Genomic DNA, 26,475 nt, shown 5'->3' with positions numbered 1-26,475 from the left:
TTTTCGAGGCGATCGCCTTCGACGAGAATGCGCACGACTTCGTGATCATCTGCAAATGATGCGGGGTATGCCTGGAACTGTCAATACACGCGGAGGGCGACGGCTAATTTGAACGAAAAAAAGCCGGGCCCAGAGAGCCCGGCTTAAGGTATTGGCCACGTGAGGCCGACACAATCACCTTCCAAGAGGGATTACTGAACTCCCGCGCCACTGGAGGAGGGGGACAAATGCGCAACGCGAAGGCTCAGCGTGCAAACAGTATGAGCTTGACGAGCGGCCCGCAGCAACAGCCGAGGCCGCATGTCAGTCATGCGGAAATCAGGACGGCCAGCGCTGCGCTTTGCTGACCACGAAGTCGCGGAACACCTGCACACGCGCGACCGTCTTCAACTCCTCGGGATAAACAAAATACGTATCGAGCTGGATCGAATCCGACTCGCCGAACAGCTGCACGAGTTTGCTCTGTTCCTCGACGAGGTAGTCGGGCAGCGCGGCGATGCCGAGGCCCTGCTGACAGGCGCGGACCAGACCGAGGATGTTGTTCACCCTGAAATAGGCTTCGCGCGGACCCGAGCCGTTGCGGCCCGCTTCGACCAGCCAGTTGCGGTTCTGCAAATGTGGCGCGAAGTTGCCGTCCGAAAGCGTGATGATGCGGTGGGAGTCGAGCTCTTCCAGCGTGCGCGGCGTGCCGAAGCGCTTGATGTATTCCGGCGAGCAATAGGCGTGGAAGCCCATCGCGAACAGTTTGCGCTGGATCAGATCCGGCTGAGTCGGCTTGCGGGTGCGGATCGCGACGTCAGCCTCGCGCATCGACAGGTCGAGCTCCTCGTCGGTGACGATCAGCGAGATCCGGATCTCCGGATAGAGCGCGGTGAATTCGCCGAGCCGCGGGATCAGCCAATTGATGCCGACGCCGGGTGTGGTGGTGATCTTGAGGTCGCCGCTCGGCCGCTCGCGGCTGTCGGTCAGCTTGGCGCGCGCCGCCTGGAGCTGCATGAACACGTCATGCGCGGTGCGGAACAGGAGGTCGCCCTGCTCGGTGAGGATCAGGCCGCGGGCATGGCGGTGGAACAGTGAGACCGAAAGCTCCTGCTCCAGCGCCGAGACCTGGCGCGACACCGCCGATTGCGACAGGCCGAGTTGCTCGCCCGCATGCGTGAAGCTGCCAGCTTCCGCCGCTGCGTGAAACACCTTCAGCTTGTCCCAGTCCATATCCGTAAATCCGTCGCGTGTTCGAGGCATGATCTTTATTCCGCTGCCGCGCGCTCGCTGGCGCGCAGGGCCAAGAAACGTTCGGCTTCGAGAGCTGCCATGCAGCCGAGGCCGGCGGCCGTGACGGCCTGGCGATAGGTTTCATCCGCCACGTCGCCAGCGGCGAACAGGCCGGGCACCGAGGTGGCGGTCGAGTTCGGGGCGACCTCGACATAGCCCGACGGTTTGAGCTTGATCTGGTCTTTCACGAGCTCGGTCGCCGGTGCGTGGCCGATGGCGATGAAGACGCCGTCGGTCTTCAAATCCGTCAGCGCGCCGGTCTTGACGTTCTTGAGGCGGACATGGGTGACCTTGTTGGGGTTCTCGGTGCCGCAAATCTCGTCGACGGCACTGTCCCAGATCACCTGGATCTTCGGGTGCTTGAACAGGCGCTCCTGCAGGATGCGCTCGGCCCGGAAGTGATCGCGGCGATGCACGATGGTGACCTGCGAGGCATGGTTGGTGAGGTACAGGGCCTCCTCCACTGCGGTATTGCCGCCGCCGACCACCACGACCTCCTTGTTGCGGTAGAAGAAGCCGTCGCAGGTGGCGCAGGCCGACACGCCGCCGCCCTGGAATTTGACTTCGGACGGCAACCCGAGCCAGCGCGCCTGGGCGCCCGTGGCCAGGATCACCACGTCGGCGAGATAGACGTCGCCGGAGTCGCAGGTGAGGCGGAACGGCCGCTGCGAGGTGTCGAGCTTGATCACCAGGTCGGAGATGATCCTGGTGCCGACATGCACCGCCTGCTTCTCCATCTGCTCCATCAGCCAAGGGCCCTGGATCACGTCGGCGAAGCCCGGATAGTTCTCGACGTCGGTGGTGATGGTGAGCTGGCCGCCCGGCTGGATGCCCTGGATCAGGATCGGCTCGAGCATCGCACGCGCGGCGTAGATCGCCGCGGTGTAGCCGGCGGGGCCGGAGCCGATAATGACGACCTTTGCATGAACAGGAGCGGACATTCGACAGGCGCCTTTGCACGGGGGACTTGCAGCGCGGGCGCGGAACGTGCCGGGAGGCCTCGCGGAGGCGCTGAAATATCAGAGCTAATCTAAGCCTTCTGGTGAGCTATGCAAGAATTGCATTGCCTGTCAGCGGATTTTTCCAACAGGGAACAAAAGTCGATTGCGGTGCACGCGCAATAAAATTGCGCTAGAGGTCTGGACTGGGCTATGAGGATTCCGAGAAACCCACCAATACCGCCGCAAAGGCCAGGAGTTCCATTCACGTGTCGCGGAACCTAGACGAGATCGACCTGAAAATTCTCACCGAAATTCAGGCCGACGGTCGAATCACGAATGTCGAGCTGGCCAAGCGGGTCGGCATCTCGCCGCCGCCCTGCCTGCGCCGGGTCCGGGCGTTGGAGGAGGAGGGCTACATCCACGGTTATCGCGGCCTGCTCGACGCCCGTAAGCTCGGCTTCGACGTCACCGTGTTCGCCGCCGTGCACCTGTCCAGCCAGGCCGAGGCGGATTTGCGTGCCTTCGAGGAGTTCGTTCGCGCCGAGCCCCTGGTGCGGGAATGCTGGATGCTGTCGGGCGAGGTCGATTTCATCCTCAAATGCGTCGCGCCCGACATGGCGACCTTCCAGGATTTCGTCACGCATCTCACCGCCGCGCCGCACGTGCGGAATGTGCGGACGTCGCTGGTGCTGCATAATTCGAAATACGAGGCAGCCGTGCCGCTGGATGTGAAGGGGCGGAGGTAAGGCTGGTCCGGTGCCCAGGACGCTGCGCAGCACGAAGTGATGCGCTGCAGAGCCGGGGCCCATCTCCACCATGTGTCGTGCCGCCTGCTGGGTCCCGGTTCTGCTGAGCGTCACCCCGTGCCGCACCGCGCCCGGGACACGACAGTCGAGCGCGCTGTTGCCCACATGCGCCGTCGTTGACGTGCGGTGAGAGCGCATGTCAACTCGCGCCGGCCAAACGCCGAAGCAAAAAGGCCGCGCTGGGCGCGGCCTTTTTCAAACGTCAGCGCAGCGGCAAATCCTTACCGCCACTCCACCTTGGTGATTTCATACGCCTTGGCGCCGCCGGGGGCGTTGACCTCGACGGTCGAACCCTTCTTCTTGCCGATCAGCGCGCGGGCGAGGGGCGAGGTGATGGAGATGCGGCCCTTCTTGGCGTCGGCCTCGACTTCGCCGACGATCTGCCACACCGTCTTCTTCTCGGTGTCCTCGTCGACCAGCGTCACGGTGGCGCCGAACTTGATGGTGTCGCCGGACAGTTTCGAGATGTCGATTATGTCGGCGCGCGCAAGCTTGTCTTCGAGCTCGGCGATGCGGCCTTCATTGTGGGACTGCTCTTCCTTCGCGGCATGATATTCCGCGTTCTCCGACAGGTCTCCGTGCGAGCGCGCCTCCGCGATATGCTCGATGATGCGCGGACGGTCCTCGGACTGGCGCTTCTTCAATTCTTCCCCGAGCGCGGCAAAGCCGCCCGCTGTCATCGGAACCTTTTCCATATCTTCTCTCGTCCTTCGGTCACGCGCCCCACAAAAAGGGGCGCGGCAACCTTGATTCGTCGGTATTCCCGGCGCTGAACACGCGGCCACCGGAACGTTATGTGGGCTTGGCGCCGGAACAGAACAACCACCATGGCCGGACAGTTCCTCCGGCCATTGTGGCTTCATTGCCAGTCACTTAGCGGATGGCTTAACCCCTCGAGGCTCGGCCTGCCGCTCGCGATCAGGTTTCCGAAAAGTAGCTCTGCAGGGTACGTACCTCAAGGTCTCCGCCGAGATAGGCGCGGATGCCCTGCGCGGCCGCCACGGCCCCGGAAAGAGTGGTGTAATACGGCACTTTATGCAAGAGGGCCGCGCGCCGCAGCGATCGGCTGTCGGCGAGCGCCTGCGGGCCTTCCGTGGTGTTGAAGACAAGCTGGACGTCGCCATTGGTGATGGCGTCGACGATATGCGGCCGCCCCTCCAGCACCTTGTTCACCTTCTCGGTCGGGATGCCCTGGTCGGTCAGGAAGCGCTGAGTGCCCGATGTCGCCAGCACCTTGAAGCCGAGCGAATGCAATTCGCGGACGGCCTCGGCGATGCGGGTCTTGTCGCTCTCGCGCACCGAGACGAACACCGTGCCCTTGCGCGGCACCCGCGTGCCGCCGCCGAGCTGGCTCTTGGCGAACGCTACCGCAAAGGAACGGTCGATGCCCATGACCTCGCCGGTCGAGCGCATCTCGGGACCAAGCACGGTATCTACGCCCGGGAAGCGGGCGAACGGGAATACCGATTCCTTCACGCCGACATGCTTGAAGTCCGCCTTCTTCAGCTTGAAGTCGGCGAGCTTCTCGCCGGCCATGACGCGCGCGGCGATCTTGGCGACCGGCGTGCCGATCACCTTGGCGACGAAGGGCACCGTGCGCGAGGCGCGCGGATTGACCTCGAGCACGTAGATGTCGCCGTCCTTGATGGCGTATTGCACGTTCATCAGGCCGACGACGTCGAGGCCGAGGGCGAGCTCGCGGGTCTGCCGCTCCAGCTCCTCGATCATCTTGGCGTCGAGTGAGTGCGGCGGCAGCGAGCAGGCGCTATCGCCGGAATGGATGCCGGCTTCCTCGATGTGCTCCATGATGCCGACGATGAAGGTGTCCTTGCCGTCGCAGAGGCAGTCGACATCGATCTCGGTGGCATCGGAGAGGTAGCGGTCGAACAGCAGCGGGTTCTTGCCGAGCACGGTGTTGATCTGCCCGGTCTTGTCGTTCGGATAACGCGCCTTGACGTCGGCCGGCACCAGCTCCGGCAGCGTGCCGAGCAAATAGTCGCTGAGCTGGTTCTCCTCGCGGATGATCTGCATGGCGCGGCCGCCGAGCACATAGGAGGGGCGTACCACCAGCGGCAGGCCGAGGTCGGTCGCGACCAGCCGAGCCTGCTCGACCGAATAGGCGATGCCGTTCTTCGGCTGCTTCAGCCGCAGCTTGTCGAGCACGCGCTTGAAGCGGTCGCGATCTTCCGCGAGGTCGATGGCGTCGGGCGAGGTACCGAGGATCGGCACATCGGCGGCTTCCAGCGCACGCGCGAGCTTCAGCGGGGTCTGGCCGCCGAACTGCACGATCACGCCGTGCAGCGTGCCGTTGGTGCGCTCCTTGGCGATGATCTCCAGCACGTCCTCGGCGGTGAGCGGCTCGAAATAGAGCCGGTCGGCGGTATCGTAGTCGGTCGACACCGTTTCCGGGTTGCAGTTGACCATGATGGATTCGTAGCCGGCGTCATGCAGCGCGAAGCAGGCGTGACAGCAGCAATAGTCGAATTCGATGCCCTGGCCGATACGGTTCGGGCCGCCGCCGAGAATGATGACCTTCTTCTTGTCGGACGGGGTGCTCTCGTCCGCCGGGGCGCCTGCGAACGGCGCCTCATAGGTCGAGTACATATAGGCGGTCGGCGATGCGAATTCGGCCGCGCAGGTGTCGATGCGCTTGTAGACCGGGCGAACGCCCAGCGCGTGGCGCTTCGCCGTCACCTCGGCCTCGGTCGTCTGCGCGATCACGGCAAGCCGCGCGTCGGAGAAGCCCATGGCCTTGAGCGTGCGCATGCCGAAGGCATTGCCCGGCAGGCCATTCTTGCGGACCTTCTCCTCCATGTCGACGATGCCGCGCATCTCGCTGAGGAACCAGGGGTCGATCTTGCAGGAGTTGAAGATCTCCTCGTTCGACCAGCCGAGCCGCATGGCCTGTGCGACTTGGAGAATCCGGTTCGGCGTCGGCGTGCCGAGCGCGGCGCGGATCGCGTTCTTGTCGTCGTCGCGGCCGAGACCCTCGATCTCGATCTCGTCGAGGCCGGTGAGCCCGGTCTCGAGCCCGCGCAGCGCCTTTTGAAGGCTCTCTTGGAAGGTGCGGCCGATCGCCATGACTTCGCCGACCGACTTCATGGATGTGGTCAGCGTGGTGGAGGCGCCCGGGAATTTCTCGAAGGCGAAGCGCGGCACCTTGGTGACGACGTAGTCGATGGTCGGCTCGAACGAAGCCGGAGTGGCGCCGCCGGTAATGTCGTTGGCGATTTCGTCCAGCGTGTAGCCGACCGCGAGCTTGGCCGCGACCTTGGCGATCGGAAAGCCGGTGGCCTTCGAAGCCAGGGCGGAGGAGCGCGACACTCGCGGATTCATCTCGATCACGACCATGCGGCCGTCTTCGGGATTGACGCCGAACTGCACGTTGGAGCCGCCGGTCTCGACGCCGATCTCGCGCAGCACCGCCAACGAGGCGTCGCGCATGATCTGGTATTCCTTGTCGGTCAGCGTCAGCGCCGGCGCGACCGTGATGGAGTCGCCGGTGTGCACGCCCATCGGATCGAGGTTCTCGATCGAGCAGACGATGATGCAATTGTCGTTCTTGTCGCGCACCACCTCCATCTCGTACTCTTTCCAGCCGAGCACGGATTCTTCGATCAGCACTTCGTTGGTCGGAGACGCATCGAGACCGCGCTCGATGATGTCGAGGAACTCTTCCTTGTTGTAGGCAATGCCGCCGCCGGTGCCGCCCATGGTGAAGGAGGGGCGGATGATCGCGGGCAGCCCGATCTCGGACAGCGCCATCAGCGCCTGGCCGAGCGCATATTCCTGGTAGCGCTTGCGGCGGTCGCCTTCGCCGAGCGCCCACTGCCGATCGTGCTCTTCGAGGGCCGCGCCCGAGAGCTTTTCGCGTTCGGCCTGACGCTTGTCGCGGAAGGACTTCTTCAAGGCGGAGGCGTTGGCGAGCCGCGACTTCGGTGTCTCGAGCCCGATCTTGGTCATGGCCTCGCGGAAAAGCTGGCGGTCCTCCGCCTTGTCGATCGCGTCGGCGGTGGCGCCGATCATCTCGACGTCGAACTTCTCCAGCGTGCCCTGCTGGCGCAGCGACAGCGCGCAGTTCAGCGCGGTCTGGCCCCCCATGGTCGGCAGCAGCGCGAAACCGCCCGGAATGACGTGACGTTCCTTCTCGATGATTTTTGCGACGATCTCGGGGGTGATCGGCTCGATATAGGTCGCATCGGCCAATTCCGGGTCGGTCATGATCGTGGCCGGATTGGAATTGACGAGGACGATGCGATAGCCCTCTTCCTTCAGCGTCTTCACCGCCTGGGTGCCCGAATAGTCGAACTCGCAGGCCTGGCCGATCACGATGGGACCGGCGCCGATGATCAGGATGGTGGTGATGTCTGTACGTTTGGGCATCAACTCTCGCCGGACTGGAATTTGGGCACAAAAAAAGGGCGCGCTTGCCGCGCGTCCCCTGAAGCCGAGAGCGCGGGGGTCTCCCTCGCGCGCGGGTGGGTCTTAGACCAGATTCCGCAGCGGCGAAACCCCGAAAAACGCCCATCAACCGGCAATTTTGACCGGTTTTGGCCGGGCCTGCCAGCCACGGGCGAGATGCACCAGAAGTGCGGCCGCAACGCTCGATCCGCCGATCCAGCCCAGGTCGGTCGGCGACAGGGTGGCCAGCACCGCGCCGCCCAGCGCCCCGCCGAGGGCGAAGCCGAGATACATGGCGGAAGCGTTGAGCGACAGCGCGATCATCGAAGCCTGCGGCTCGATCCGGATGATGCTGGCGACCTGGGCCGGATAGAATGCCCAGCCGGAGATGCCCCAGAGGAAGATCGCGCCCAACACCGCATAATGCGCCTGTCCGGGCATCAGCTTCAGGACCAGCGAATGCAGGATGAGGGCGCTCGCCATGCCGGCGAGCCCGAGGGCGGCGGTGGTAAGCGTCCCGAGCCGGTCGGCCAGGGTGCCGCCGAGCATGTTCCCGATTGCGGCCGCGCCGCCGAACACCAGCAAGGCAAGGCTGATTTGCGAGGCATCGAAGCCGAGCCCACGCAGCGGGACCGCGAAATAGGTGAACACGGTGAAGCCGCCGAGCGCCCACAGGATCGTGATCACAAGCGCGGTTACGACATGGCCGTGACGCGCCACCGCCAGACGTTCGCCGAGCGAGGCCGTGTTGCGCGGCAAGCCGCGGGGCAGGCCGAAAAGGAGGGCGACCAGCGCGACCGCGCCGATCAGCGCAACCATGGCAAAGGTTGCGCGCCAGCCGAACAGGCTGCCGACGAGATTGCCGATGGGGACGCCGATGACCGTCGCGACCGTCAGACCCGAGGTCACCAGCGCCACGGCGCGACCGCGCCGTTCGGGCGAGGCGATCGCGACCGACACGGCGAGCGCCGTCGGCATGCACAGGCCGGAACCCAGTGCCATCAGCATCCGCGAAGCCAGCAACAGGGCGTAGTTGGATGCCATCATGGCCGCGAGGTTGCCGGCGATGAAGGTGGTCAGCGCCAGCGCCAGCACGGTCCGGCGGTCGATGTTGTTCAGCCACACCGCCAGGATCGGCGAGCCCACGGCGTAGGTGAGGGCGTAGGCGGTGACCAATTGCCCGGCGGCCGAGACCGAAATCTGCAGATCTGCTGCAATGCTGGGCAAAAGTCCTGCAATCACAAAGCCTTCAGTGCCGATCGCGAAAGCAGCTAAGGCCAGCCAGAATACGCTCATTAGACGATATCCTATGTTCAACGGTTATTGAACTATTGGGTATGAGGATCCTCCAAGTCAATTGGTTCAAGAACTATTGAACATTACGGCAGCCTCGCTATGTTTCCCGGATCATGAGCCGCACACCTCTTCATCCCACCCGTGAACAGATCGAATTGCCGATGGTTCTGGATTGCCTCAGCGATCCGATCCGACTGGCGATCGTCTACCAGCTCGCCCAGCAGGAACATGTCAGCAACGAGCTCTGCTGCGGGGATTTCTACAGCCTCGCCGGCAAGTCCAACCTCGCCTACCATTTCGCCAAACTGCGCGAATGCGGCCTGATGCTGACGCGCGTGGCCGGCACCAACCGCTTCATGCGGCTGCGCCGCGAGGATCTGGACGCGCGTTTTCCCGGGCTGCTCGATGCGGTGATCAAATCCGCGAGCAAGGATGCCGAGCGGCTGCTGCTGTCGACGGAGAGTGACGTGATTGAGGCGGGTTGAGGTTTGCGCGAGCAGTCCGTCTACGCTTCCGCTGCGCTCCAGCTACGAAGCGTGGAGACCCGGCCTGGATTTGAACCAGGATGAAGAGCGTTGCACCGCCCTCGCGTAGACGCTTCCGCCACCGGGCCACGGCGATCATGTCCGATTGCAGTGAGACAAGCCACAACGGCTAATTGTTATGCTTAACGAACCAGAGGCGGTCGCGCGATGAAGGTCATGCGCCAGCGATTATGGCCGATATTGGTGTGGGCGCGCTGGACCGCGAACCCCGCCGTTCTCAGCTTCGCGGCGATCTCCTCCTCGCTGTAGCGCTGCAGCCCGATGCGCGTGCGCAGATGACGATAATCGGACAGCGCGGTGCTGATCAGCCCGACCAGCGCGTCCTTCAAGAAACCGTGGCGCAGGCCGAAGCCGAGCAGGGCCATGACGTCCCTGAACATGCCGACATTGGGCTGGAGGACGTCGCCGAGCACCAGCTTGCCGGAAGGCGTCAGCAATCGCCTGATGGTGCGGAGCGCGGCATCGAGCTCATCGGGCGACATGTATTGCGCGACCGAGTTCATCACGACGAGGTCGATCGACTGGTCCTGCATCTTGCGGACGTCGTCGAGCGAGCGGACGCGGATTTTCGTGTTCGGGGCAAACCGCGCGATCAGCCTGCCGCGCACGCCGGGTGCGGGCTCGGCGAGGATCAGCTTGCCGCAAGCCGATGCCACCTGGCTTGCCGACAGCGCTTCTCCGCAGGCATAGTCCAGCACGGTCGCCTCCGGCGAGGGGATGTAGCCGACGATGTCCCGGGCGATGATCTGGAAATGCAAGTCGCGATGCAGCTTGCTGACATAGATCGTGTGCGTCGAGTCGTAATAATCGATCCAATCGTCCATGGTATCCCGCCCGGGGGTTCCTATCTTGGAACCGCGCTGCCCGCCTTGCGTTAGGGGTGCGACGGCGCGCCGTCAATGTCCGCGTCCTAACAGGAAGGTCCCCCGTGAGCAAAACCAGCAACAAGGTCTCGCCCGATCTCGATACCCCCACCGATCTGTCGCCCGACGGGGTCAAGAAGGTCTCGGAGGCGCTCAACGTGCTTCTGGCCGACGCGTTTGCGTTGTATCTGAAGACCAAGAATTTCCACTGGCACGTCAGCGGCCGGCACTTCCGCGACTACCATCTGCTGCTCGACGAGCAGTCCGACCAGATCTTCGCCACCACCGACCAGCTCGCCGAGCGCGTCCGCAAGATCGGCGGCACCACGCTGAAGTCCATCGGCCAGGTCGCAAAGCTCCAGACCATCAAGGACAACAACGAAGACTACGTCCCGCCGCGCGAGATGCTGCGCGAATTGATGCAGGACAACAAGCATGTCGCCGCGGCGATGCGCAAGGCGCACGACGTCTGCGACAAGGCCGAAGACGTGGCGAGCGCCAGCCTGCTCGAGAACTTCATCGACGAGACCGAGCGCCGGACGTGGTTCCTGTTCGAGGCGACGCGTCAGGAAGGCGGCAACGAGGCGTAGTGGGATCGAAGGGGGAGCTCTTGTAGGGTGGGCAAAGCGAAGCGTGCCCACGAACTGAGAGTGGTGGGCACAGCGCGCAAGCGCGCGCTTTTGCCCACCCTACGACACCGTTCTCTTGGCTACCGCCACAATCTCATCAACGCCCCATCCTTGCCCGTCACCGGATCGGCCGGCGGCATCGCGACCTCTGGAATCGTCTTCAGTGCCTTGGCGTGGTTCTCCGGGGTTGCGCGTGTGATCTCCATCCTGCTGCCCGGCGGATAGGCGCCGATCACGCAGAAATCGTCGCTCGCCCTGATGCATTGATGGCCGGTGCCGGCGGGCAGGATCGCGACATCGCCCGCCTTGATCTCGAGCTCCTGGCCGTGGTCGCCGCCGAAGCGGACGCGAGCACTGCCGCGCGCGACGCCGAGCACCTCGTGAACCGTCGCGTGGTAATGCAGATAATCATAGACGCCGTTGCGCCACGTGCCGCCCCAACGGTTCGCCGCGAACAGATCCTCGATGGTGTCTTCAGGTCGCGCGGGATCGAGCTTCACCGCGTCCTGATAGACCAGGAAGGGAAGGATGTTGTTCGGCACGAGCCCGTCGTCCTCGAAGACAATGGCGAGCGGCTCGGCGTTGTCTCGGACGGCAGACATGACAGGGCTCCGGGTCACAACTATCACGAAATAAAGACGATGCTCGCCCGGTTTGTTCCTGCCGGTCCGCGCGCCGGGTTGACGGAGATCAAGGCACGCGCGGCCAATGGCGGGCACATCGACGCGAAAGAAAAGGGAACGCCATGTACGCATCCGACGTTGCGCAGCGCCATTTTTCCGCGGCCGTTGCCGAGGCGGAGACCTCCGGCCTTGGGCACGAAGCCGTTTGCCGTGCTTTACTCAGTCTCGTGATTTCGAAATATCTGGAGACGCGGTCGATCGCCGACATTCAGGCCGAGCTGCGCTTCATCGCCGAGAACTGCGATCCCGACACGGACTTCATGTTCATGCGTCCGTGACGCGGGCCCCGGCGGATTCTTCCGCCGGGCGGTCTTGCGTCTTACGCGCTCTTCTTCTGCCGCATCAAATCGGCGAAGCGCTGGAACAGGTAGTGCGAGTCGCGCGGGCCGGGTGAGGCCTCGGGGTGATACTGCACCGAGAACACTGGCTTGCCGTCGAGCTGGATGCCGCAATTGGAGCCGTCGAACAGCGAGATGTGGGTCTGCGTCGCGCCCTTCGGCAGCGTGGTCTCGTCCACGGCAAAACCGTGGTTCATCGAGGTGATCTCGACCTTGCCGGTGGTCTCGTCCTTGACGGGATGGTTGGCGCCGTGATGGCCCTGATGCATCTTCTTCGTCTTCGCGCCGACGGCGAGGCCGAGTATCTGGTGACCGAGGCAGATGCCGAAGGTCGGCGTGCCCGACTTGATGACGTCCCGGATCACGGGCACGGCATATTTGCCGGTCGCGGCCGGATCGCCGGGACCGTTGGACAGGAACACGCCGTCCGGCTTCATTGCCAGAATGTCTTCGGACGAAGTCGTCGCCGGCACCACCGTCACCTTGCAGCCGACGCCGGCGAGCAGGCGCAGGATGTTACGCTTGATGCCGTAGTCGATGGCGACGACGTTGAACTCGGCCTTGTCCTGACGGCCAAAGCCCTTGTCCCAAACCCAGGGAGTCTCGTCCCAGCTGAAGCGCTGGCCGCTCGTGACCATCGGCACGAGGTCCATGCCCTCGAGGCCCGGCCATTCGCGCGCTTCTTCCTTCAATCCATGAAGGTCGAACTCGCCGTTCCTGGCGTGCGCGATCACGGCGTTCGGCATGCCCTTTGAGCGGATCAGCGCGGTCAGTGCGCGGGTGTCGATGCCGGAGAGGCCGATGATGCCGCGCGCCTTCAGCCAGGCGTCGAGATGCTTGGTGGCGCGATAGTTCGAGGGATCGGTGATCGCGGTGCGCAGGATCACGCCGCGGGCGCCCGGCGTCGCCGCCATGTTCACCGTCTCGATATCCTCGTCGTTGGTGCCGACGTTGCCGATATGCGGGAAGGTGAAGGTGATGAGCTGGCCGGCATAGGAGGGATCGGTGAGGATCTCCTCATAGCCGGTCATTGCGGTGTTGAAGCAGACCTCACCGACGGCGTGGCCTTCGGCGCCGAGACCGAAGCCTTCGAGCACCGTGCCATCGGCGAGCACGAGGAGCGCGGTCGGTTTATGGTCCGGCCAGGCGGTATCGTTGTCATGTTGTGTCATGAGCGCGTTTCATAGTCCTCGCGCGGGCCGCCGTCAAAGCGGGAGAGGGCAGATTCACATGCGTTTTTGCATATTTGACAGGCCGTCCCGGGCACTTAAGCTCCGACGCACAATTTCCGGCAAATTCCTGGGCTTGCGAGGCAATAATGGACCGGACGACCCCGATTGTCCTGGTTCCGGGGCTGGCCTCCTCGGCCCGGATCTATGCACAAATAATCCCCGCGCTCTGGCGTTTCGGCCCGGTCATGGTCGCCAACCATATCCGCGACGACAGCATGGCGGCGATCGCCCGCCGCATCCTGAGCGAGGCGCCGCCGCGCTTCGCACTCGCCGGCCATTCCATGGGCGGCTACATCGCGTTCGAGATCATGCGCCAGGCGCCCGAGCGGGTGGCGAAGCTCGCGCTGATCAACACCCAGGCGCGGCCCGACACGCCGGAGGCGACCGCGCGGCGCCGCGGCCTGATGGACCGTGCAAGGCGCGGCGAGCTTCGCGCGATTCGCGAGGAGAGCTTTCCGGAGTTGGTGCATCCGTCACGGCGCGATGATGCCGAAATTCTGAAGCTGGTGCATGCGCAGGATGAGGATGTCGGCGTCGAGGGCTATCTGCGGCAGCAGACCGCGATCATCGCACGGGTGGATTCGCGCTCGACGCTTTCAGCCGTCACATGTCCGACGCTGGTGCTGACGGGCGATGCCGACAACACCATCCCGAATGCGCTCTCGAAGGAGATGGCCGAGGGCATCCCCGGCGCAAGGCTCGTGATCCTCGATCGCTGCGGACACCTGCCGCAGCCGGAACAGCCGGAAGCGACGGTGCGCGCGCTCTCCGAATGGCTCGGAACCGAGGTTGTCTAGGGGCCGCGAACGGCCTAGATCAGGCGTCAGATACTCGAGGGGATCACGATCATGCTGCGCGACGACATCAACAATGCGGTCAAGGAGGCCATGAAGGCCAAGGACGAGCGCAAGCTGTCCACGCTGCGCATGGTCAATTCGACCATCAAGAACGCCGACATCGACGCGCGCGGGCAGGGCAAGCCGCCGCTCTCGGATGCCGATCTGCTCGGCGTGTTCCAGAAGATGATCAAGCAGCGGCAGGAATCGGTCGAGCTCTACGAAAAAGGTGGTCGCGCCGAGCTCGCAGCCCAGGAGCGCGAGGAGATCGCGGTGATCTCGGCATACCTGCCGAAGCAGATGGCCGAGGACGAGGTGAAGAAGGTGATCGCGGATGCGATCGCCGAGACGGGTGCCGCCGGCATGAAGGACATGGGCAAGGTGATCGCGGTGCTGCGCGCGAAGTACGCGGGGCAGATGGATTTCGGCAAGGCCAGCGGCTTGGTGAAGGCGGCGCTGTCGGGCTAGGTCGTCATTCCGGGCGACGCTCAGCGTCGATCCCGGAATCTGTCGCGCCGCCATCTCTGTTGACCAATGGATTCCGGGCTCGCGCTTCGCGCGCCCCGGAATGACAAGAAGAACAAGGGGAGGCAACCGATGACTGCCATCAAACCATTCCGCATCGCCATCAGCGACGACACGCTCTCCGATTTGCAGTCGCGTCTCGCCCGCACCCGCTGGCCGGAGGCAGAGCTGGTCGACGACTGGAGCCAGGGCGCGCCGCTGAAATGGATCCGGGACATCTGCAGCTACTGGGCTGATGGCTACGACTGGCGTGCCCGCGAAGCAAAACTCAATCGCTTTGAGCAATTCACCACCGAGATCGACGGGCTCGACATCCACTTCATCCATGCGCGCTCGAAGGAGCCGTCGGCGCTGCCCCTGATCATCACCCATGGCTGGCCTGGCTCGATCGTCGAATTCCAGAAGGTGATTGCGCCGCTGGTCGATCCAGCCGCGCATGGCGGCAACCCCGCCGATGCGTTCCACGTGATCTGTCCTTCTCTGCCGGGCTTCGGCTTCTCGGCCAAACCCGGGACGACCGGCTGGGGCGTCGACCGCATCGCCGCGACCTGGGCCAAGCTGATGGAACGGCTGGGTTATACGCGCTATGGCGCGCAAGGCGGCGACTGGGGCTCGGCGGTGACGACATCGCTCGGTGCGCAGGATGCGGTCCATTGCGCCGGCATCCACATCACGCTCGCCTTCAACGCGGCGCCGAAGGTCGAGGGCGAGCCGACAGCGGAAGAGAAGCGCGCGCTCGCCGGCCTCAAGCATTATGTCGATCTCGACTCCGGCTATTCCAAGCAGCAGTCGACGCGCCCGCAGACGCTCGGCTATGGCTTGACGGATTCTCCGAGCGGACAGGCGGCCTGGATCCTAGAGAAATTCTGGGCCTGGACCGATTGCGACGGCCACCCCGAAAACATCTTCACGCGGGACGAACTGCTCGACAACGTCATGCTCTATTGGACGACGGAAACCGCGACCTCCTCGGCGCGGCTCTACTGGGAAAGTTTTGGCAAGCGCCGCACCACGCCCGTCGTCAAGGTGCCGACCGGCGTGGCGGTGTTTCCCAAGGAGATCATCACGCCGGTGCGGCGATGGATGGAGCCGAACTTCCCTGACATCACCCATTGGAGCGAGATGGAGAAGGGCGGCCATTTCGCCGCGTTCGAGCAGCCCGAGCTGTTCGTGCGCGATGTCCGGAAGTTCTTTGCGACGGTGCGGTAGCTGCGCGCCTGACCGTCATGCCCGGGCTTGTCCCGGGCATCCACGGCTTTAGAGTGTCGCCAAAGCAAGAAGAACGTGGATGGCCGGGACAAGCCCCGGCCATGACGGAGTTGCTGGGAAACGACCAAGCCATGCTCACCGAAGCCGCAACCTACGACGAACTCGTCCGCAATTTCCGCTGGGACATCCCGGCGCGTTTCAACATGGCGGAGGCGTGCTGCGACCGGCATGCCGACGGCACCGGACGGCTCGCGCTGGTCTATGTCGACGAGAACGGTGCGACCAGCCGCACCTCCTTCGACGAGGTCGGCGAAGCTTCGCGGCGCTTTGCCAATGTGCTGAAGGCGGACGGGCTTGTCCGCGGCGACCGCGTCGCGGTGTTCCTGTCGCAATCGCTGGAATTGCCGGTTGCGCATATGGCGGCGTTCCGCTCCGGCCTGATCTCGATCCCGCTGTTCGCACTGTTCGGCGAGGACGCGCTGGAATTCCGCCTGTCGAACTCGCAAGCCAAAGCCATCGTCACCGACGAGGGCGGTTGGGAGAAGCTTGCGAAAATCCGCGACCGCCTGCCGGATATGAAGAATGTCTATGTCGTCGGCGAGCGCGCGCCCGCCGGCACGACATCGTTCTGGGATGCGGTGAAGGCCGCTTCGCCCGATTTCGCGCGAGTGGACACCTCATGCGACGATCCCGCGCTGATCATCTACACCTCGGGCACGACAGGAAATCCAAAAGGTGCGCTGCATGCGCACCGCGTCGTGCTCGGCCATCTGCCCAATGTCGAGATGTGCCATAACTTCTTACCCAGGCCCGGCGATCTCATGTGGACGCCGGCGGACTGGGCCTGGATCGGCGGCCTGGTCAACGGCCTGCTCGCATTCTGGTATCACGGCATTCCTCTCGTTGGCCATCGCGCGCGAAAATTCGAGCCGCAGGCGGCGATGCAGATGATGTCCGACCTCGGCGTCCGCAACGTGTTCCTGCCGCCGACCGCGCTGAAGCTGATGCGGCAGGCCGGCGTGACGCATCCGGGCGTCAAGCTGCGCAGCATCTTCACCGGCGGTGAATCGCTCGGCGGCGAGCTGCTCGGCTGGGTGCGCGAGACCTTCGGCATCGACGCGCATGAGGTGTTCGGCCAGACCGAGTGCAACCTCGTGATCGGCAGCAACTCCAATTTGTTTCCGATCCGCCCGGGATCGATGGGCAAGGCGACGCCGGGCTTCGACGTCCGCATCGTCAACGACAAGGGCGAGGAATTGCCGCGCGGCCGGCGCGGCATCATCGGCGTGCGCCAGCCGTGCCCGTGCACGATGCTCGAATACTGGCGCAACCCGGAGGCGACGGCGAAGAAATATGCCGGCGAATTCCTGCTCACCGGCGATCTCGGCGTGCAGGATGAAGACGGCTATTTCTGGTATGTCAGCCGCGAGGACGACGTCATCACCACCGCCGGCTATCGCGTCGGCCCCTCCGAGATCGAGCATACGCTGATGAAGCATCCCTCCGTGGCGATGGCCGCGGTGGTCGGCATCCCCGATCCGATCCGCACCGAATCGATCAAGGCCTGGATCGTGCTGCGTCCGGGCTTCACCGGCACCGACGCGCTGGCGCGCGAGATCCAGGAGTTCGTCAAGGTGCAGCTCGCCGCGCATGAATATCCGCGCTTCGTCGAATTCGCCGAGACGCTGCCGATGACGGCGACCGGCAAGGTGCTGCGGCGCGAATTGCGGGCGAAGGGCTAGCTTCCGACAATGGCAAAGACGTCTCAAGCCGCGGGGCTCCACCGCGCCTCGCTCGACAAGCTGCACGATCTCGATGCGGCGCTCGAGCTGATGTATTACGGCTGGCGCGGCATGACGCTGGAGGCCGACGAATACCTCGCGAAGCAGGGCCTGTCGCGGCCGCATCATCGCATCCTCTACGTGGTGGCGCGCCGGCCCGATATCGCGATCGGTTCGCTGCTCGAGGTCCTTGGCATTTCCAAGCAAGCCCTGAGCCGGCCGCTCAATCTGCTGGTAGAGCGGAAGCTCGTGACGTCGAAGCGCTCGCCGGAGCAACATCGCTCCAAATTGTTGCGTCTGACGGCGGCCGGGCAGCGCATCGAGCAGCGCGCATCCGACCATGAGCGTAGCGTCATGCGCCAGGCGTTCGATCGCGTCGGCGCATCCGGGGCGGCGGCATGGATGGCGGTCATGGGGGCGATCGCCGACCGCAGTTGACGAAACTCTCAAGTCAATATGGTTGACATGAGGTGGCGGCTTTGCCACTCTCCTCGCCAATGAGCGAGGGGAGGGCCGCATCATGGGCGGACAGGCAATGAATCGCGCGGCGGCCGGACCCTTTGTCGCGGCCTGGTGCGCGAGCTGGTCCAAGGTCGATATCGACGCCGTCGTCGCGCATTTCGCCACGGACGCGCAGATGCGCAGTCCGCTGGCTTTGACGCTGACCGGCTCGCCCGTCGTGAGCGGTGCCGAGAACATCCGCGCCTATTGGCGGAAGGCCTATGGCCATGTCGAAAGCGCCGACCTGAAGATTCTGAGCTGGAGCTGGGACGATACGATCGCGCGGCTGGTCGTGTGGTGGCAGCTCGGCGACACCCGCGCCAGCGAGTTCATGGATTTCGACGATTCCGGCCGCGTCGTCCGCAGCGAAGCCTTTTACGGAAAATGATCATGCGCCTCTCGGATATCGTCCTGCTTCTCAACGCGCTGTGGTTCGGCGGCGCCTTCGTTCAGTTCAGCATTGCGCAACGCAACACGCTCAAGATCCTGCTGCCGCGGGAAGAGCGCAGCAATCCGATCGCGCCGACCCTGGCGGCGAGCGTGGCGTTCCTGGGCGGGATGAATTTGCCGATCGGGCTGTTGTCGTTCTACCTTCTGGCCGCGCGTCCGCTCTTCTTCCAGCCGGTCGAGGCGCAGTTCGCGCTGTTCCTGTTCTTCTCCGCCTGCCATTTCAGCCAGTTCGCCTATAATCTTCCGGTGCTGATGCGTGGCGGACGCGTTGGCGTCGCTTACTGGCCGGTGCTGAAGGGCCCGATGCTCAGGATCTTCATCATCGACGCGGGCCTGTTCGCGGCCAATCTCGCGGTGGCGCTCCGCCTCGCGATGGCTTCCTGAAAACGAGCGAATGCTGCTGAGTTGAATTCGGCACTGGCCGCGACTCGGATCGCCTCTCCCCGCTGGGGACAGGTGGACTCATCGCGACGGCTCCGAGAGCGCGGACCTCAGCATCGCGGCAAGCTCCTGACGCTTGAACGGCTTGGTCAGAATGCGGGCGTTGATTCCGTCCGGCGTCTTGACTGGATCCTGACTGTAGCCGGAGGTGAAGAGCACCTTGAGATCAGGCCGAAGCTCGGCTGCCTGCTTCGCCAGTTCCGGCCCGAACATGCCGCCGGGCATCACGACGTCGGTGAACAGCAATTGGATGTCCTCGGGCTGGCGCAACACCTCCAGCGCTGCGGGTCCGTTCGACGTCGCGATGACCCGGTAGCCCAGCGTTCTGAGCTCGTTCTCGACATAAGCTCGCACCATGTCGTCGTCTTCGACGAGCAGGACGGTCTCGTGTCCTGCGTGTGTGACGGTCGCCTGCGCGGGGCGCAAGTCCTCGCCCGGCGGTGTTGCTAGACGGGGAAAGAACAGCCTGATCGTACTGCCTCGTCCCGGTTCGGACTGCATCTGCACGAGTCCGCCGGATTGTTGCACGAATCCGTAGACCATGCTCAGGCCGAGGCCGGTCCCCTTGCCGACCTCCTTGGTGGTGAAGAACGGCTCGAACGCGCGCCCCAACACTTCGCTGCTCATCCCGGCTCCGGTATCCTTCACAGCCAGCATGACGTAGTCGCCGGGCCGCGCCTCGCCGTTGACGTCGAGATCGGACTCGCCGAGCGATGCGTTGCGCGCCTCGACCGCCAGCTTGCCGCCGTCGGGCATCGCATCGCGCGCGTTGAGCACGAGGTTGAGCACGGCGGTCGCCAACTGGCCGGGATCAACGCTGGCGAGCCATAGATCGGGCGCGAAGGTGAAGCTGGACTCGATGTGCTCGCCAAGGGTCCGCCGCAGCAGCTGCTTCATGCCGGTCACCTGCTCGGCGATGTCGATCTCTCGCGGCCGCAGCGGCTGCTTGCGCGCGAAGGCGAGCAGGCTCCGTGTGAGGTCCGAACCGCGCTCGGCGGCGGTCGCGATATCGCCGGCGATCCTGTGCAATTCCTTGTTGCCCGCAAGCCTGTCGGCGAGATGCTCCGAGTTGCCGAGAATGACGGTCAGGAGATTGTTGAAATCATGCGCAACGCCGCCCGTCAGCTGGCCCATGGCTTCCATCTTCTGGGACTGGCTGAGCTTGTGGCTGAGATCCGCGATGGCGGCGCGCTGCTGTTCGAGCGATTCGGCGGTGCTGTTGAGCAGGGTCATCAACCCGCCGAGTTCGCCGCCCGGATGCGGCTCCGGAATGCGCGCGCTGAGATCGCCGCGCCCGAGCCTCTTCGCCATGGTGGCAAGCCGCCCGACCTGGCGGCCGATGCTCACGGTCGTGAGGATCCACAGGCCGGCGAGCAGCAGCAGCGAGGCCACCGCGAGAATCGCCAGGTCCTCGTACAGCCGGCGGTTCGCCGCCGCGACCAGCCCGTCCTTGGAGCGTCCGACCAGGATGTAGAGACCGGCCTTGCGGATCGAGGGCGAGCGGGCAACGCCCCAGATCTGCGTGCGGCCCTCGCGGTCGGTGACCTCCCGGAATGGTTCGCCGTCGGGTGCTGCCGCAAACCGGAACAGGTCGGAGCCGGCAATCGACCCGCCGACGGGCTCGCTCCAGCCGCCGCCTTTGGGGGCGGCCAGGACCGTACCTTTGGCGTCGACGAGCAGGATGTCCTTCTCGGCGAGCAGCCGCTTGTCGTGAAATTCCACGAATTTGTTGAGGTTGAAGGACGCGAGCAGCACCAACTTCAGTGCGCCCGCCTCCGATCGCACGGGGTAGGCGATCTGGAGCACCGACAGCCCGGTGAGACGGCCGAACACCGGCTCCACCGCGACGACGCCCGTAAGCCCCTTGACCTGTTTGAAATAGCCACGGTCGTTCAGGTCGAGCGTGCGGTTGGTTCGCAGCGAGTCACAGAACAGGCTGCCGTCGGGATCGATGGTCAGGATACCCGTGAACTGCGGATATTCTTGGCGGACATCGGACAGAAACGCCGAGCACGCCGCCTTGTCGCGCGTGTCGAGGTCGCGGGCACGGGCGAGCCCATAATGAAGCTGGGCGGTGCCCTGGATCTTCTCGTCGAGATCGGCGGCAATGTCGTCCGCGGATGCGGCTAGATTGGCCAGCGCCGCGTCGATCTCGCTGGCCCGATTCTGCACGAAGCGCAGCCCGACCAGGATCGCCGGCACGAGCATGGCTGCGATGACGAGGATCAGTAACCGGGTACGCAGGCTCATCGGTGGGGCGGTCCGCTCTCAGGCGTATCTGCTCGGAGGTACAATTTGCGGCACCATCGTCTGCGCAGTCCATAGCCATTGGCGGGAAAATGCATCAACGGTCAAGGATTTCGCACCGCGAGCATTGTCGCCTCGCTGCCACGCCTCGCGCCAGCCGGCATCAAGTTGCGCCGGCGCGCGGCGGCGCTAATATCGCGCATGCGCGCGGCGAAAGATCGCGCCGATGTGTGGAGGAAGCTGATGTCCATCTCGGGCAAGGTCGATCCGGTGGTGCGTCCCGTCGCGGCGACCGATATCGCCGAGGCGCTGGTCGAGGGCCTGCGCGATTTCCAGGCGCTGCCGTTCTACGGTCTCTGCTTCGGCGGGCTCTACGCCGCCGGCGGCATCGCCATCATGTTGTGCTTCACGGCCTTTGGCATGGTCTATCTCGTCTATCCCCTGGCGGCAGGCTTCGCTTTGATCGGACCGTTCGTGGCGATCGGTCTCTACGAGATCAGCCGCCGCCGCGAGCGCGGCGAGCCGGTCTCTTTCGGCGCGATCTGGTCCGCCGTGCGCTCGCGCAGCGAGATCGGCTGGATGGCGTTCGTCACGTTGTTCGTGTTCGTGGTCTGGATGTACCAGGTCCGGCTCCTGATCGCGCTCCTGCTCGGTCTGCACGCCTCGTTCTCCAGCCTTCAGGAATTCATGACCGTGGTGTTGACCACGAATGAAGGCCTGCTGTTCCTCGGCATCGGCAATGCCGTCGGAGCCGTGCTGTCGCTGATCCTGTTCTCGCTGACCGTGGTGTCGTTTCCGCTGCTGCTCGACCGCGATGTCGATTTCGTCACGGCGATGGTGACGAGCGTGCGGGCGGTGGTGACGAGTCCGTTGCCGATGATCACGTGGGCCGGCCTGATCGTGATGCTGCTGATCGTCTCGGCGCTGCCGTACTTTCTCGGGCTGATCGTGACGCTGCCGGTGCTCGGGCATGCGACATGGCATCTCTATCGGCGGCTGGTGGTGCCGGTGGCGTAAGAGGGAGCCGGACGTAGCGGCGGCGCGCTATTGGCCCGCTGCCAGGCGACGAGTGCCGGAGGAGGTCAGTTCGAGTTCGCCAAGCCGCCTGATCACATAACCCAGGTCGACCAGGCGCTCGCCGTGCGCCTGCGGAATGTCGCCTTGCGCCTTGCCCTTGCCGATTTCGGTCAGCGACGCAAATTCATCGGAGCTGAGCGCGGCGGTGCTGTCCGTCATCAGGCGACCTCGTCGGTCCATACCTTGAAATTGAGCAGTTTATTCGGACCGAAGGTCTGGGTGATCGGAACGTCTGCGGCATCCCGTCCCTGCGCGATCAGCACGCGGCCGATCCGCGGCGTGTTGTTGCGCGGATCGAACATGTGCCAGCTTCCGCCGAGATAGGCCTCGAACCAGCCAGCGAAATCTCCCGCAGCCCAGGGCTTCGGCGTGCCGATGTCGCTGAGGTAGCCGGTGCAGTAACGCGCCGGGATGTTCATGCAGCGGCAGAATGTGATGGCCAGATGGGCGTAGTCGCGGCACACGCCCTTGCCTTCGTCGTAAGCTTCCCGGGCCGTCTTTGTGGCGCGCGCGTGCTCATAACCGAACGTGATGTGGCGATGAACGAAATCGCAGATGGCCTGAACCCGCTTCCAGCCGGGCGGCGTCCGCTCGAACAATTTCCATGCGATATCCGTCAGGCGATCGGTCTCGCAGTAGCGACTGCCGAGCAGATAGACGAGCGTGTCGGCCGGCAACGCTTCGACGGCGTGCTGACACGCGTTCGGAAACTCGGGGTCGGGCAGGCCGCTGTCGCGAACGATGCCATCGCCGGAAAGGCGGAAATTGCCGGCCGGCGCCACGAGGCGGCTGCACCAATTGCCGAAGAGGTCGCGATAGGGACTGATGGTCACGGAGGGGCTGGTGGTCAGCAGATCGGGCACGATCACGTCGGAGGCGCGCGTGAAGTGCGTGCCCAGCACCATGATCATGGGCGTCGGCTGCGGGAACTCGTACAGCATCTCGAACCCGACGCGGAGCTTCATACGAAAGACTTTCCCTTGGCTGAGCTCTCAAGATGGCTACGAAGCGGTCGAACACAAGGCTTCGACGGTCTTATTCGATCGGGAGCGGCATTTGGCGCTGCAAAAGCGCGGCGCGAACGAGAAAACGATAGCTAATTGCCGCGATTGCGCGCACGGTCCGTCAATGTCGGAAAGAGCGGTCGTCTCTGCGCACACGCGGCGCCACGATGCTGCACGCGCGGCGCTCGTCCACGGCTGCGTGACAGATTCCACATGCGTTCGATATGAGATCGAACTTCAACCGAAAGCACCCGATGCAAACTCAACCGATACAAGCTCTCTCGCCACGGCAGGTCAAGACGGACGAAGCACTTCGGCTCGGCGTGGAGTCTGGCTGGTACGCGATCAAGGTCAGCGGGACCTTTGTCTCGGGCCCGCACGATTCGGAAGGGGATTGCCGTCGCAAGATCGACGAGATTCAGCCGCCGGTGAAGAAGAAGCGGTGAGGGCGCAGATTCCGGACGCTACGGCGTCTTGATCCCCATCGCCTTCAGCGCCGCCAGCATCTGCGCTGGCGGTGCCATCTTGATCTGCGGCGCCTTGCCCGTCTCCAGCAGGCTCTTCAGCCCCGATAGGATCGCGGGCCAGCCGGTGCGACCGCCTTCGAGGATGTCGTCGCCGATCTCGCGATCGTGGCGTTCGCTCATGGTGAGGCGGACGGCTTCGCCCGCGAGCTCGATCTCGTAGGTGACGAGCGTGGCGCCGAGCTTTGCGACGAGGTCGGGCCAGTTGACGTTCCAGCTCACTGTGAGCTTCTTCGGCGGATCGTATTCGAAGACTTCGCCGGAGATGTGCTCGGAGCCGTCAGGCGCGCGCACGATGAAGCTGCCGCCGAGCTTCGGCTCCATCTCCACCGCAAAGCCGGAGAAGTATTTGCGGCTGAACTCTGCCGAGGTCAGCGCCTCCCACACCTTTTCCGGCGTGGACGCGATGTAGATGGTGTAGACCGTCAGCGGCTTGAACTGATCGAGCTTCATTTTGCGTCGAATCCCTTGTTGAGGGCCGTGCGGGGAATGGCGAGCACTTTGCCTCTCTCAAGCAGACTCTTGAGCCCGGACAGGATCGCCGGCCAGCCGTTGGAGACGGCGCCGAGATATTTGCCGCCCTCGACGAAGCCGTCGTGCAGCACGGTCAAACGCACGAGCGCGCCGAACGGTTCGATGGTGAAGACGACGCGCGAGATCGGCTCGCCGCGCAGTTCTTCGAACTTCCGGTGCTTGAAGCTGTAGGACAGAAGCCGCGGCGGATCCGCCTCGAGGATCTCGCCGGAATCGGTGACCTCGCCGTCGAGCATGAGCGCAAAGGGTGAGCCGACCCTCCAGTCGGAGCGGACCTCGGCGCCGAACCAGTATTGCCTGGTGAATTCGCTCGACGTCAGCGCCTCCCACAGCTTTTCCGGCGTGGTCTCGATATAGGTCACGTAGACGAAGTCCGGCTTACTCATCGCGCTTCTCCAACTGGCGTTTCAACTCGCCGAGTGCGGCCAGCTTGCCGCGCTCGAATTTCTTGATCCAGCGTTCGCCGATCTGATGGATCGGCATCGGGTTGAGGTAATGCAGCTTCTCGCGGCCATGTCTGATGGTGGTGACGAGATTGGCTTCCTCCAAAATCGCAAGGTGCTTGGTCACGGCCTGCCGCGTCATTGCAAGGCCGTCGCAGAGCTCGTTCAGCGTCTGGCCGTTCCTCGCGTGAAGCCTGTCGAGCAGCGATCGTCGTGACGCATCGGCGAGCGCTTTGAAGACCTCATCCATAACCGGGATAATAGGCAACCAAATGGTTGCATGTCAAGATGGTGTCTTTGGCGTCCGCATTCGGCTGTGTTACCGTCGAAGCTCAGCCAGCACAGATTGGTTCCGGGAGGACATTGATGTTCCGCTGCGTCTTGACTGCTGCCGCCCTCGCCCTTTTCGCGTGCAGCACCGCGGCCGAGGCGCAGCAGCAAACCGTCGGCGCGCCGCCTGAAGCCTCCAACATGAAGCTCGTCGGCAGCAACGATCTCCAGGCCCGCAGCGCCTATCAGCCGACCATCCATCACCAGGGCAATCGCTGGATCGCCTATATCGGCCATCACGGCGGTACCGATGATGTGCCGGCGCCCGTCAATCCGATGACGGGAAAGGCCGAGCCGAACGGAACCTCCATCGTCGACGTCACCGATCCCACGCGTCCGAAATATCTGCGGCATCTGCCGGGCCAGGAGGGCAAGTACGAATCCGGCGGCGCGCAGATGGTGCGGGTCTGCGACGGCAAGGCGTTGCCGAAGGGCGATCCCAACGCAGTCTACATGCTGCGCACCTTCGGCAGCGAGGCGCATGAGATCTGGAACGTCACCGATCCCGCCAGCCCTGTGCTCATCACGCGCATTGGCGGTCTGAAGGACACCCACAAGAGCTGGTGGGAATGCGACACCGGCATTGCCTATCTGGTCTCGGGCGCGCCGGACTGGCGCACACGGCGCATGACGCAGATCTATGATCTCTCCGATCCCGCGCGCCCGCAGAAGATCCGCGACTTCGGACTGCCCGGTCAGGAGCCCGGTTCGACCGGCGCGGTGCCGACCGAGCTGCACGGGCCGATCTCGACCGGGCCCAATGGCAACCGCGTCTATTTCGGTTACGGCACCGACAAGGACGGCATTATGCAGATCGTCGACCGCGACAGGCTGCTGAACGGGCCGAAGGAGCCGACGCCCGACAATCTGCGCTATCCCGAGATTTCGCGCCTGCCGATGTCAGCCTTCAACGGCGCGCATACGACGTTTCCGATGCTCGACATGCCCATCGCTGAATTCGCCGAGGACAAGGACGGCAAGACCCGCGACATCGTGATGATCGTGGACGAGGCCATCCTGAACGAATGCGGCGAGGCGCGACAGATGGTGTGGTTCGCCGACGTCACCACCGAGACGCGGCCGATGATGATCTCGAGCTACACCGTGCCGGAGGCGAGCGGACGGTTCTGCCAGCGCGGCGGCCGGTTCGGTGCGCATTCCGCCAACGAAAGCATGGCGCCGGTCTATTACATGAAGATGGCCTTCATCGCCTTCTTCAATGCCGGCGTGCGCGCGCTCGACATCCGCGATCCCTATCATCCGAAGGAAGTCGGCCATTTCATTCCCTCGATCACGGCTGCGACCGACAAGCGCTGCATCCCGATCGAGGGCGGCGAGCGCTGCAAGGTCGCGATCCAGACCAACAATGTCGAGACCGATGACCGCGGCTATATCTACATCGTCGATCGCGCCAATACAGGCCTGCATATCCTGGAGCTGACCGGGACGGCGCGCGCCGCCGCCGGGCTGCCGAGGAATTGACGATGCGGCGCGAGGCGATGAAACGTCGATGTTGTACGCCCGCTTCCGCATTCTCCGCTGTCATTCCCCGCGAAGGCGGGCCCGA

General features: G+C 64.2%; 28 protein-coding genes and 1 tRNA gene. 14 read left to right on the top strand and 15 right to left on the bottom strand.

The window, feature by feature from the left end; all coding sequences use genetic code 11:
• Window positions 1-318 precede the first annotated feature (318 nt).
• Both C7G42_RS11085 and trxB read right to left on the bottom strand, forming a co-directional pair.
• The gene (locus C7G42_RS11085) at window positions 319-1,242 is read right to left on the bottom strand and encodes a LysR family transcriptional regulator (protein ID WP_026201990.1); all 924 of its coding nucleotides are present in this window, start codon (window positions 1,240-1,242) and stop codon (window positions 319-321) included.
• 5 nt (window positions 1,243-1,247) lie between these two features.
• A complete protein-coding gene (gene trxB / locus C7G42_RS11080) occupies window positions 1,248-2,213 on the bottom strand; it encodes a thioredoxin-disulfide reductase (RefSeq protein ID WP_106949044.1) in 966 nt (321 codons plus the stop codon).
• A gap of 266 nt (window positions 2,214-2,479) precedes the next feature.
• Between trxB and C7G42_RS11075 the strand changes: the two genes are divergently transcribed.
• Window positions 2,480-2,959, top strand: a complete 480-nt coding sequence (locus tag C7G42_RS11075; RefSeq protein WP_027547667.1) for an Lrp/AsnC family transcriptional regulator — start codon at window positions 2,480-2,482, stop codon at window positions 2,957-2,959.
• 281 nt (window positions 2,960-3,240) lie between these two features.
• Here C7G42_RS11075 and greA read toward each other — a convergent pair whose 3' ends face one another.
• From greA to C7G42_RS11060, 3 genes are all read right to left on the bottom strand, one after another.
• Window positions 3,241-3,714: a transcription elongation factor GreA gene (greA, locus tag C7G42_RS11070; protein WP_007596674.1), complete on the bottom strand. Its 474-nt coding sequence runs from the start codon at window positions 3,712-3,714 to the stop codon at window positions 3,241-3,243.
• A gap of 223 nt (window positions 3,715-3,937) precedes the next feature.
• On the bottom strand, window positions 3,938-7,402 hold the full coding sequence (gene carB, locus C7G42_RS11065; RefSeq protein WP_106949043.1) for a carbamoyl-phosphate synthase large subunit: 3,465 nt from the start codon (window positions 7,400-7,402) through the stop codon (window positions 3,938-3,940).
• Window positions 7,403-7,546: 144 nt separating this feature from the next.
• Window positions 7,547-8,716 (bottom strand): MFS transporter, encoded by a 1,170-nt coding sequence (locus C7G42_RS11060; RefSeq protein ID WP_106949042.1) that lies wholly within the window; start codon window positions 8,714-8,716, stop codon window positions 7,547-7,549.
• A gap of 113 nt (window positions 8,717-8,829) precedes the next feature.
• Here C7G42_RS11060 and C7G42_RS11055 point away from each other — a divergent pair, with 113 nt between their 5' ends.
• A complete protein-coding gene (locus C7G42_RS11055) occupies window positions 8,830-9,201 on the top strand; it encodes an ArsR/SmtB family transcription factor (protein WP_106949041.1) in 372 nt (123 codons plus the stop codon).
• 52 nt (window positions 9,202-9,253) lie between these two features.
• On the opposite strand, the gene C7G42_RS34995 is transcribed toward C7G42_RS11055, so the two are convergent.
• Window positions 9,254-9,329, bottom strand: a tRNA-OTHER gene (locus C7G42_RS34995).
• A gap of 54 nt (window positions 9,330-9,383) precedes the next feature.
• Entirely contained in the window at window positions 9,384-10,085 is a 702-nt protein-coding gene (locus C7G42_RS11050) for a class I SAM-dependent methyltransferase (RefSeq protein ID WP_106949040.1), read from the bottom strand.
• Window positions 10,086-10,189: 104 nt separating this feature from the next.
• On the opposite strand from C7G42_RS11050, the gene C7G42_RS11045 reads away from it, so the two are divergent.
• Window positions 10,190-10,714, top strand: coding sequence for a Dps family protein (locus C7G42_RS11045; protein WP_106949039.1), 525 nt, complete (start codon window positions 10,190-10,192; stop codon window positions 10,712-10,714).
• A 119-nt stretch (window positions 10,715-10,833) separates the two neighbouring features.
• Here C7G42_RS11045 and C7G42_RS11040 read toward each other — a convergent pair whose 3' ends face one another.
• Window positions 10,834-11,355: a cupin domain-containing protein gene (locus C7G42_RS11040; protein ID WP_199580836.1), complete on the bottom strand. Its 522-nt coding sequence runs from the start codon at window positions 11,353-11,355 to the stop codon at window positions 10,834-10,836.
• 143 nt (window positions 11,356-11,498) lie between these two features.
• Between C7G42_RS11040 and C7G42_RS11035 the strand changes: the two genes are divergently transcribed.
• Window positions 11,499-11,714, top strand: coding sequence for a hypothetical protein (locus tag C7G42_RS11035; protein WP_094895092.1), 216 nt, complete (start codon window positions 11,499-11,501; stop codon window positions 11,712-11,714).
• A gap of 41 nt (window positions 11,715-11,755) precedes the next feature.
• On the opposite strand, the gene carA is transcribed toward C7G42_RS11035, so the two are convergent.
• Window positions 11,756-12,946, bottom strand: coding sequence for a glutamine-hydrolyzing carbamoyl-phosphate synthase small subunit (carA, locus tag C7G42_RS11030; protein ID WP_106949037.1), 1,191 nt, complete (start codon window positions 12,944-12,946; stop codon window positions 11,756-11,758).
• A gap of 146 nt (window positions 12,947-13,092) precedes the next feature.
• Between carA and C7G42_RS11025 the strand changes: the two genes are divergently transcribed.
• From C7G42_RS11025 to C7G42_RS10995, 7 genes are all read left to right on the top strand, one after another.
• The gene (locus C7G42_RS11025; RefSeq protein ID WP_106949036.1) at window positions 13,093-13,803 is read left to right on the top strand and encodes an alpha/beta fold hydrolase; all 711 of its coding nucleotides are present in this window, start codon (window positions 13,093-13,095) and stop codon (window positions 13,801-13,803) included.
• Window positions 13,804-13,854: 51 nt separating this feature from the next.
• On the top strand, window positions 13,855-14,310 hold the full coding sequence (locus tag C7G42_RS11020) for a GatB/YqeY domain-containing protein (RefSeq protein ID WP_106949035.1): 456 nt from the start codon (window positions 13,855-13,857) through the stop codon (window positions 14,308-14,310).
• Window positions 14,311-14,439: 129 nt separating this feature from the next.
• On the top strand, window positions 14,440-15,576 hold the full coding sequence (locus C7G42_RS11015; protein WP_106949680.1) for an epoxide hydrolase family protein: 1,137 nt from the start codon (window positions 14,440-14,442) through the stop codon (window positions 15,574-15,576).
• Window positions 15,577-15,707: 131 nt separating this feature from the next.
• Complete coding sequence (locus tag C7G42_RS11010; protein WP_106949679.1) at window positions 15,708-17,318, top strand: acyl-CoA synthetase; 1,611 nt, start codon at window positions 15,708-15,710, stop codon at window positions 17,316-17,318.
• Between the two features lie 9 nt (window positions 17,319-17,327).
• A complete protein-coding gene (locus tag C7G42_RS11005; protein ID WP_106949034.1) occupies window positions 17,328-17,795 on the top strand; it encodes a MarR family winged helix-turn-helix transcriptional regulator in 468 nt (155 codons plus the stop codon).
• Between the two features lie 82 nt (window positions 17,796-17,877).
• On the top strand, window positions 17,878-18,246 hold the full coding sequence (locus tag C7G42_RS11000) for a nuclear transport factor 2 family protein (RefSeq protein ID WP_106949033.1): 369 nt from the start codon (window positions 17,878-17,880) through the stop codon (window positions 18,244-18,246).
• Window positions 18,247-18,248: 2 nt separating this feature from the next.
• Window positions 18,249-18,692: a hypothetical protein gene (locus C7G42_RS10995; protein ID WP_106949032.1), complete on the top strand. Its 444-nt coding sequence runs from the start codon at window positions 18,249-18,251 to the stop codon at window positions 18,690-18,692.
• 78 nt (window positions 18,693-18,770) lie between these two features.
• Here the strand turns inward: C7G42_RS10995 and C7G42_RS10990 are convergent, their stop codons facing one another.
• Window positions 18,771-20,999: an ATP-binding protein gene (locus C7G42_RS10990; protein ID WP_106949031.1), complete on the bottom strand. Its 2,229-nt coding sequence runs from the start codon at window positions 20,997-20,999 to the stop codon at window positions 18,771-18,773.
• 240 nt (window positions 21,000-21,239) lie between these two features.
• Between C7G42_RS10990 and C7G42_RS10985 the strand changes: the two genes are divergently transcribed.
• Window positions 21,240-22,013 carry a DUF2189 domain-containing protein gene (locus C7G42_RS10985; protein WP_106949678.1) on the top strand — a complete coding sequence of 258 codons (774 nt, stop codon included), beginning with the start codon at window positions 21,240-21,242 and terminating at the stop codon, window positions 22,011-22,013.
• Window positions 22,014-22,040: 27 nt separating this feature from the next.
• Here C7G42_RS10985 and C7G42_RS10980 read toward each other — a convergent pair whose 3' ends face one another.
• Together C7G42_RS10980 and C7G42_RS10975 are read right to left on the bottom strand one after the other, a co-directional pair.
• Window positions 22,041-22,232 (bottom strand): hypothetical protein, encoded by a 192-nt coding sequence (locus tag C7G42_RS10980; RefSeq protein WP_106949030.1) that lies wholly within the window; start codon window positions 22,230-22,232, stop codon window positions 22,041-22,043.
• Window positions 22,232-23,038, bottom strand: coding sequence for a transglutaminase-like domain-containing protein (locus tag C7G42_RS10975; RefSeq protein WP_106949029.1), 807 nt, complete (start codon window positions 23,036-23,038; stop codon window positions 22,232-22,234). Before C7G42_RS10975 ends, C7G42_RS10980 begins: the two co-directional genes overlap by 1 nt.
• A gap of 263 nt (window positions 23,039-23,301) precedes the next feature.
• Here C7G42_RS10975 and C7G42_RS10970 point away from each other — a divergent pair, with 263 nt between their 5' ends.
• On the top strand, window positions 23,302-23,523 hold the full coding sequence (locus C7G42_RS10970) for a hypothetical protein (RefSeq protein WP_106949028.1): 222 nt from the start codon (window positions 23,302-23,304) through the stop codon (window positions 23,521-23,523).
• Window positions 23,524-23,541: 18 nt separating this feature from the next.
• On the opposite strand, the gene C7G42_RS10965 is transcribed toward C7G42_RS10970, so the two are convergent.
• The 3 genes from C7G42_RS10965 to C7G42_RS10955 are packed head-to-tail and all read right to left on the bottom strand — an operon-like array spanning window position 23,542 to window position 24,828.
• Window positions 23,542-24,054: an SRPBCC family protein gene (locus tag C7G42_RS10965; protein WP_106949027.1), complete on the bottom strand. Its 513-nt coding sequence runs from the start codon at window positions 24,052-24,054 to the stop codon at window positions 23,542-23,544.
• On the bottom strand, window positions 24,051-24,521 hold the full coding sequence (locus tag C7G42_RS10960) for an SRPBCC family protein (RefSeq protein ID WP_106949026.1): 471 nt from the start codon (window positions 24,519-24,521) through the stop codon (window positions 24,051-24,053). The genes C7G42_RS10965 and C7G42_RS10960 overlap by 4 nt, the downstream gene beginning before the upstream one ends.
• Window positions 24,514-24,828: an ArsR/SmtB family transcription factor gene (locus tag C7G42_RS10955; RefSeq protein WP_106949025.1), complete on the bottom strand. Its 315-nt coding sequence runs from the start codon at window positions 24,826-24,828 to the stop codon at window positions 24,514-24,516. Before C7G42_RS10955 ends, C7G42_RS10960 begins: the two co-directional genes overlap by 8 nt.
• A gap of 116 nt (window positions 24,829-24,944) precedes the next feature.
• Here C7G42_RS10955 and C7G42_RS10950 point away from each other — a divergent pair, with 116 nt between their 5' ends.
• A complete protein-coding gene (locus tag C7G42_RS10950) occupies window positions 24,945-26,390 on the top strand; it encodes an LVIVD repeat-containing protein (protein WP_106949024.1) in 1,446 nt (481 codons plus the stop codon).
• Window positions 26,391-26,475: the final 85 nt, after the last annotated feature.

Source organism: Bradyrhizobium sp. MOS003, assembly GCF_003020125.1.
Classification (GTDB): Bacteria; Pseudomonadota; Alphaproteobacteria; order Rhizobiales; family Xanthobacteraceae; genus Bradyrhizobium.
Note: the sequence above shows the minus strand (reverse complement) of the source record. Positions and strands in the feature narration are given on the sequence as shown.

What these genes read in the sequence shown, in the direction of transcription:
- C7G42_RS11085 (WP_026201990.1), bottom strand. Translation starts at nt 1,242, where the DNA reads ATGCCTCGAACACGCGACGGATTTACGGATATGGACTGGGACAAGCTG.
- trxB (WP_106949044.1), bottom strand. Translation starts at nt 2,213, where the DNA reads ATGTCCGCTCCTGTTCATGCAAAGGTCGTCATTATCGGCTCCGGCCCC.
- greA (WP_007596674.1), bottom strand. Translation starts at nt 3,714, where the DNA reads ATGGAAAAGGTTCCGATGACAGCGGGCGGCTTTGCCGCGCTCGGGGAA.
- carB (WP_106949043.1), bottom strand. Translation starts at nt 7,402, where the DNA reads ATGCCCAAACGTACAGACATCACCACCATCCTGATCATCGGCGCCGGT.
- C7G42_RS11060 (WP_106949042.1), bottom strand. Translation starts at nt 8,716, where the DNA reads ATGAGCGTATTCTGGCTGGCCTTAGCTGCTTTCGCGATCGGCACTGAA.
- C7G42_RS11055 (WP_106949041.1), top strand. Translation starts at nt 8,830, where the DNA reads ATGAGCCGCACACCTCTTCATCCCACCCGTGAACAGATCGAATTGCCG.
- C7G42_RS11050 (WP_106949040.1), bottom strand. Translation starts at nt 10,085, where the DNA reads ATGGACGATTGGATCGATTATTACGACTCGACGCACACGATCTATGTC.
- C7G42_RS11040 (WP_199580836.1), bottom strand. Translation starts at nt 11,355, where the DNA reads ATGTCTGCCGTCCGAGACAACGCCGAGCCGCTCGCCATTGTCTTCGAG.
- C7G42_RS11035 (WP_094895092.1), top strand. Translation starts at nt 11,499, where the DNA reads ATGTACGCATCCGACGTTGCGCAGCGCCATTTTTCCGCGGCCGTTGCC.
- carA (WP_106949037.1), bottom strand. Translation starts at nt 12,946, where the DNA reads ATGACACAACATGACAACGATACCGCCTGGCCGGACCATAAACCGACC.
- C7G42_RS11025 (WP_106949036.1), top strand. Translation starts at nt 13,093, where the DNA reads ATGGACCGGACGACCCCGATTGTCCTGGTTCCGGGGCTGGCCTCCTCG.
- C7G42_RS11020 (WP_106949035.1), top strand. Translation starts at nt 13,855, where the DNA reads ATGCTGCGCGACGACATCAACAATGCGGTCAAGGAGGCCATGAAGGCC.
- C7G42_RS11015 (WP_106949680.1), top strand. Translation starts at nt 14,440, where the DNA reads ATGACTGCCATCAAACCATTCCGCATCGCCATCAGCGACGACACGCTC.
- C7G42_RS11010 (WP_106949679.1), top strand. Translation starts at nt 15,708, where the DNA reads ATGCTCACCGAAGCCGCAACCTACGACGAACTCGTCCGCAATTTCCGC.
- C7G42_RS11005 (WP_106949034.1), top strand. Translation starts at nt 17,328, where the DNA reads ATGGCAAAGACGTCTCAAGCCGCGGGGCTCCACCGCGCCTCGCTCGAC.
- C7G42_RS11000 (WP_106949033.1), top strand. Translation starts at nt 17,878, where the DNA reads ATGGGCGGACAGGCAATGAATCGCGCGGCGGCCGGACCCTTTGTCGCG.
- C7G42_RS10995 (WP_106949032.1), top strand. Translation starts at nt 18,249, where the DNA reads ATGCGCCTCTCGGATATCGTCCTGCTTCTCAACGCGCTGTGGTTCGGC.
- C7G42_RS10990 (WP_106949031.1), bottom strand. Translation starts at nt 20,999, where the DNA reads ATGAGCCTGCGTACCCGGTTACTGATCCTCGTCATCGCAGCCATGCTC.
- C7G42_RS10985 (WP_106949678.1), top strand. Translation starts at nt 21,240, where the DNA reads ATGTCCATCTCGGGCAAGGTCGATCCGGTGGTGCGTCCCGTCGCGGCG.
- C7G42_RS10980 (WP_106949030.1), bottom strand. Translation starts at nt 22,232, where the DNA reads ATGACGGACAGCACCGCCGCGCTCAGCTCCGATGAATTTGCGTCGCTG.
- C7G42_RS10975 (WP_106949029.1), bottom strand. Translation starts at nt 23,038, where the DNA reads ATGAAGCTCCGCGTCGGGTTCGAGATGCTGTACGAGTTCCCGCAGCCG.
- C7G42_RS10970 (WP_106949028.1), top strand. Translation starts at nt 23,302, where the DNA reads ATGAGATCGAACTTCAACCGAAAGCACCCGATGCAAACTCAACCGATA.
- C7G42_RS10965 (WP_106949027.1), bottom strand. Translation starts at nt 24,054, where the DNA reads ATGAAGCTCGATCAGTTCAAGCCGCTGACGGTCTACACCATCTACATC.
- C7G42_RS10960 (WP_106949026.1), bottom strand. Translation starts at nt 24,521, where the DNA reads ATGAGTAAGCCGGACTTCGTCTACGTGACCTATATCGAGACCACGCCG.
- C7G42_RS10955 (WP_106949025.1), bottom strand. Translation starts at nt 24,828, where the DNA reads ATGGATGAGGTCTTCAAAGCGCTCGCCGATGCGTCACGACGATCGCTG.
- C7G42_RS10950 (WP_106949024.1), top strand. Translation starts at nt 24,945, where the DNA reads ATGTTCCGCTGCGTCTTGACTGCTGCCGCCCTCGCCCTTTTCGCGTGC.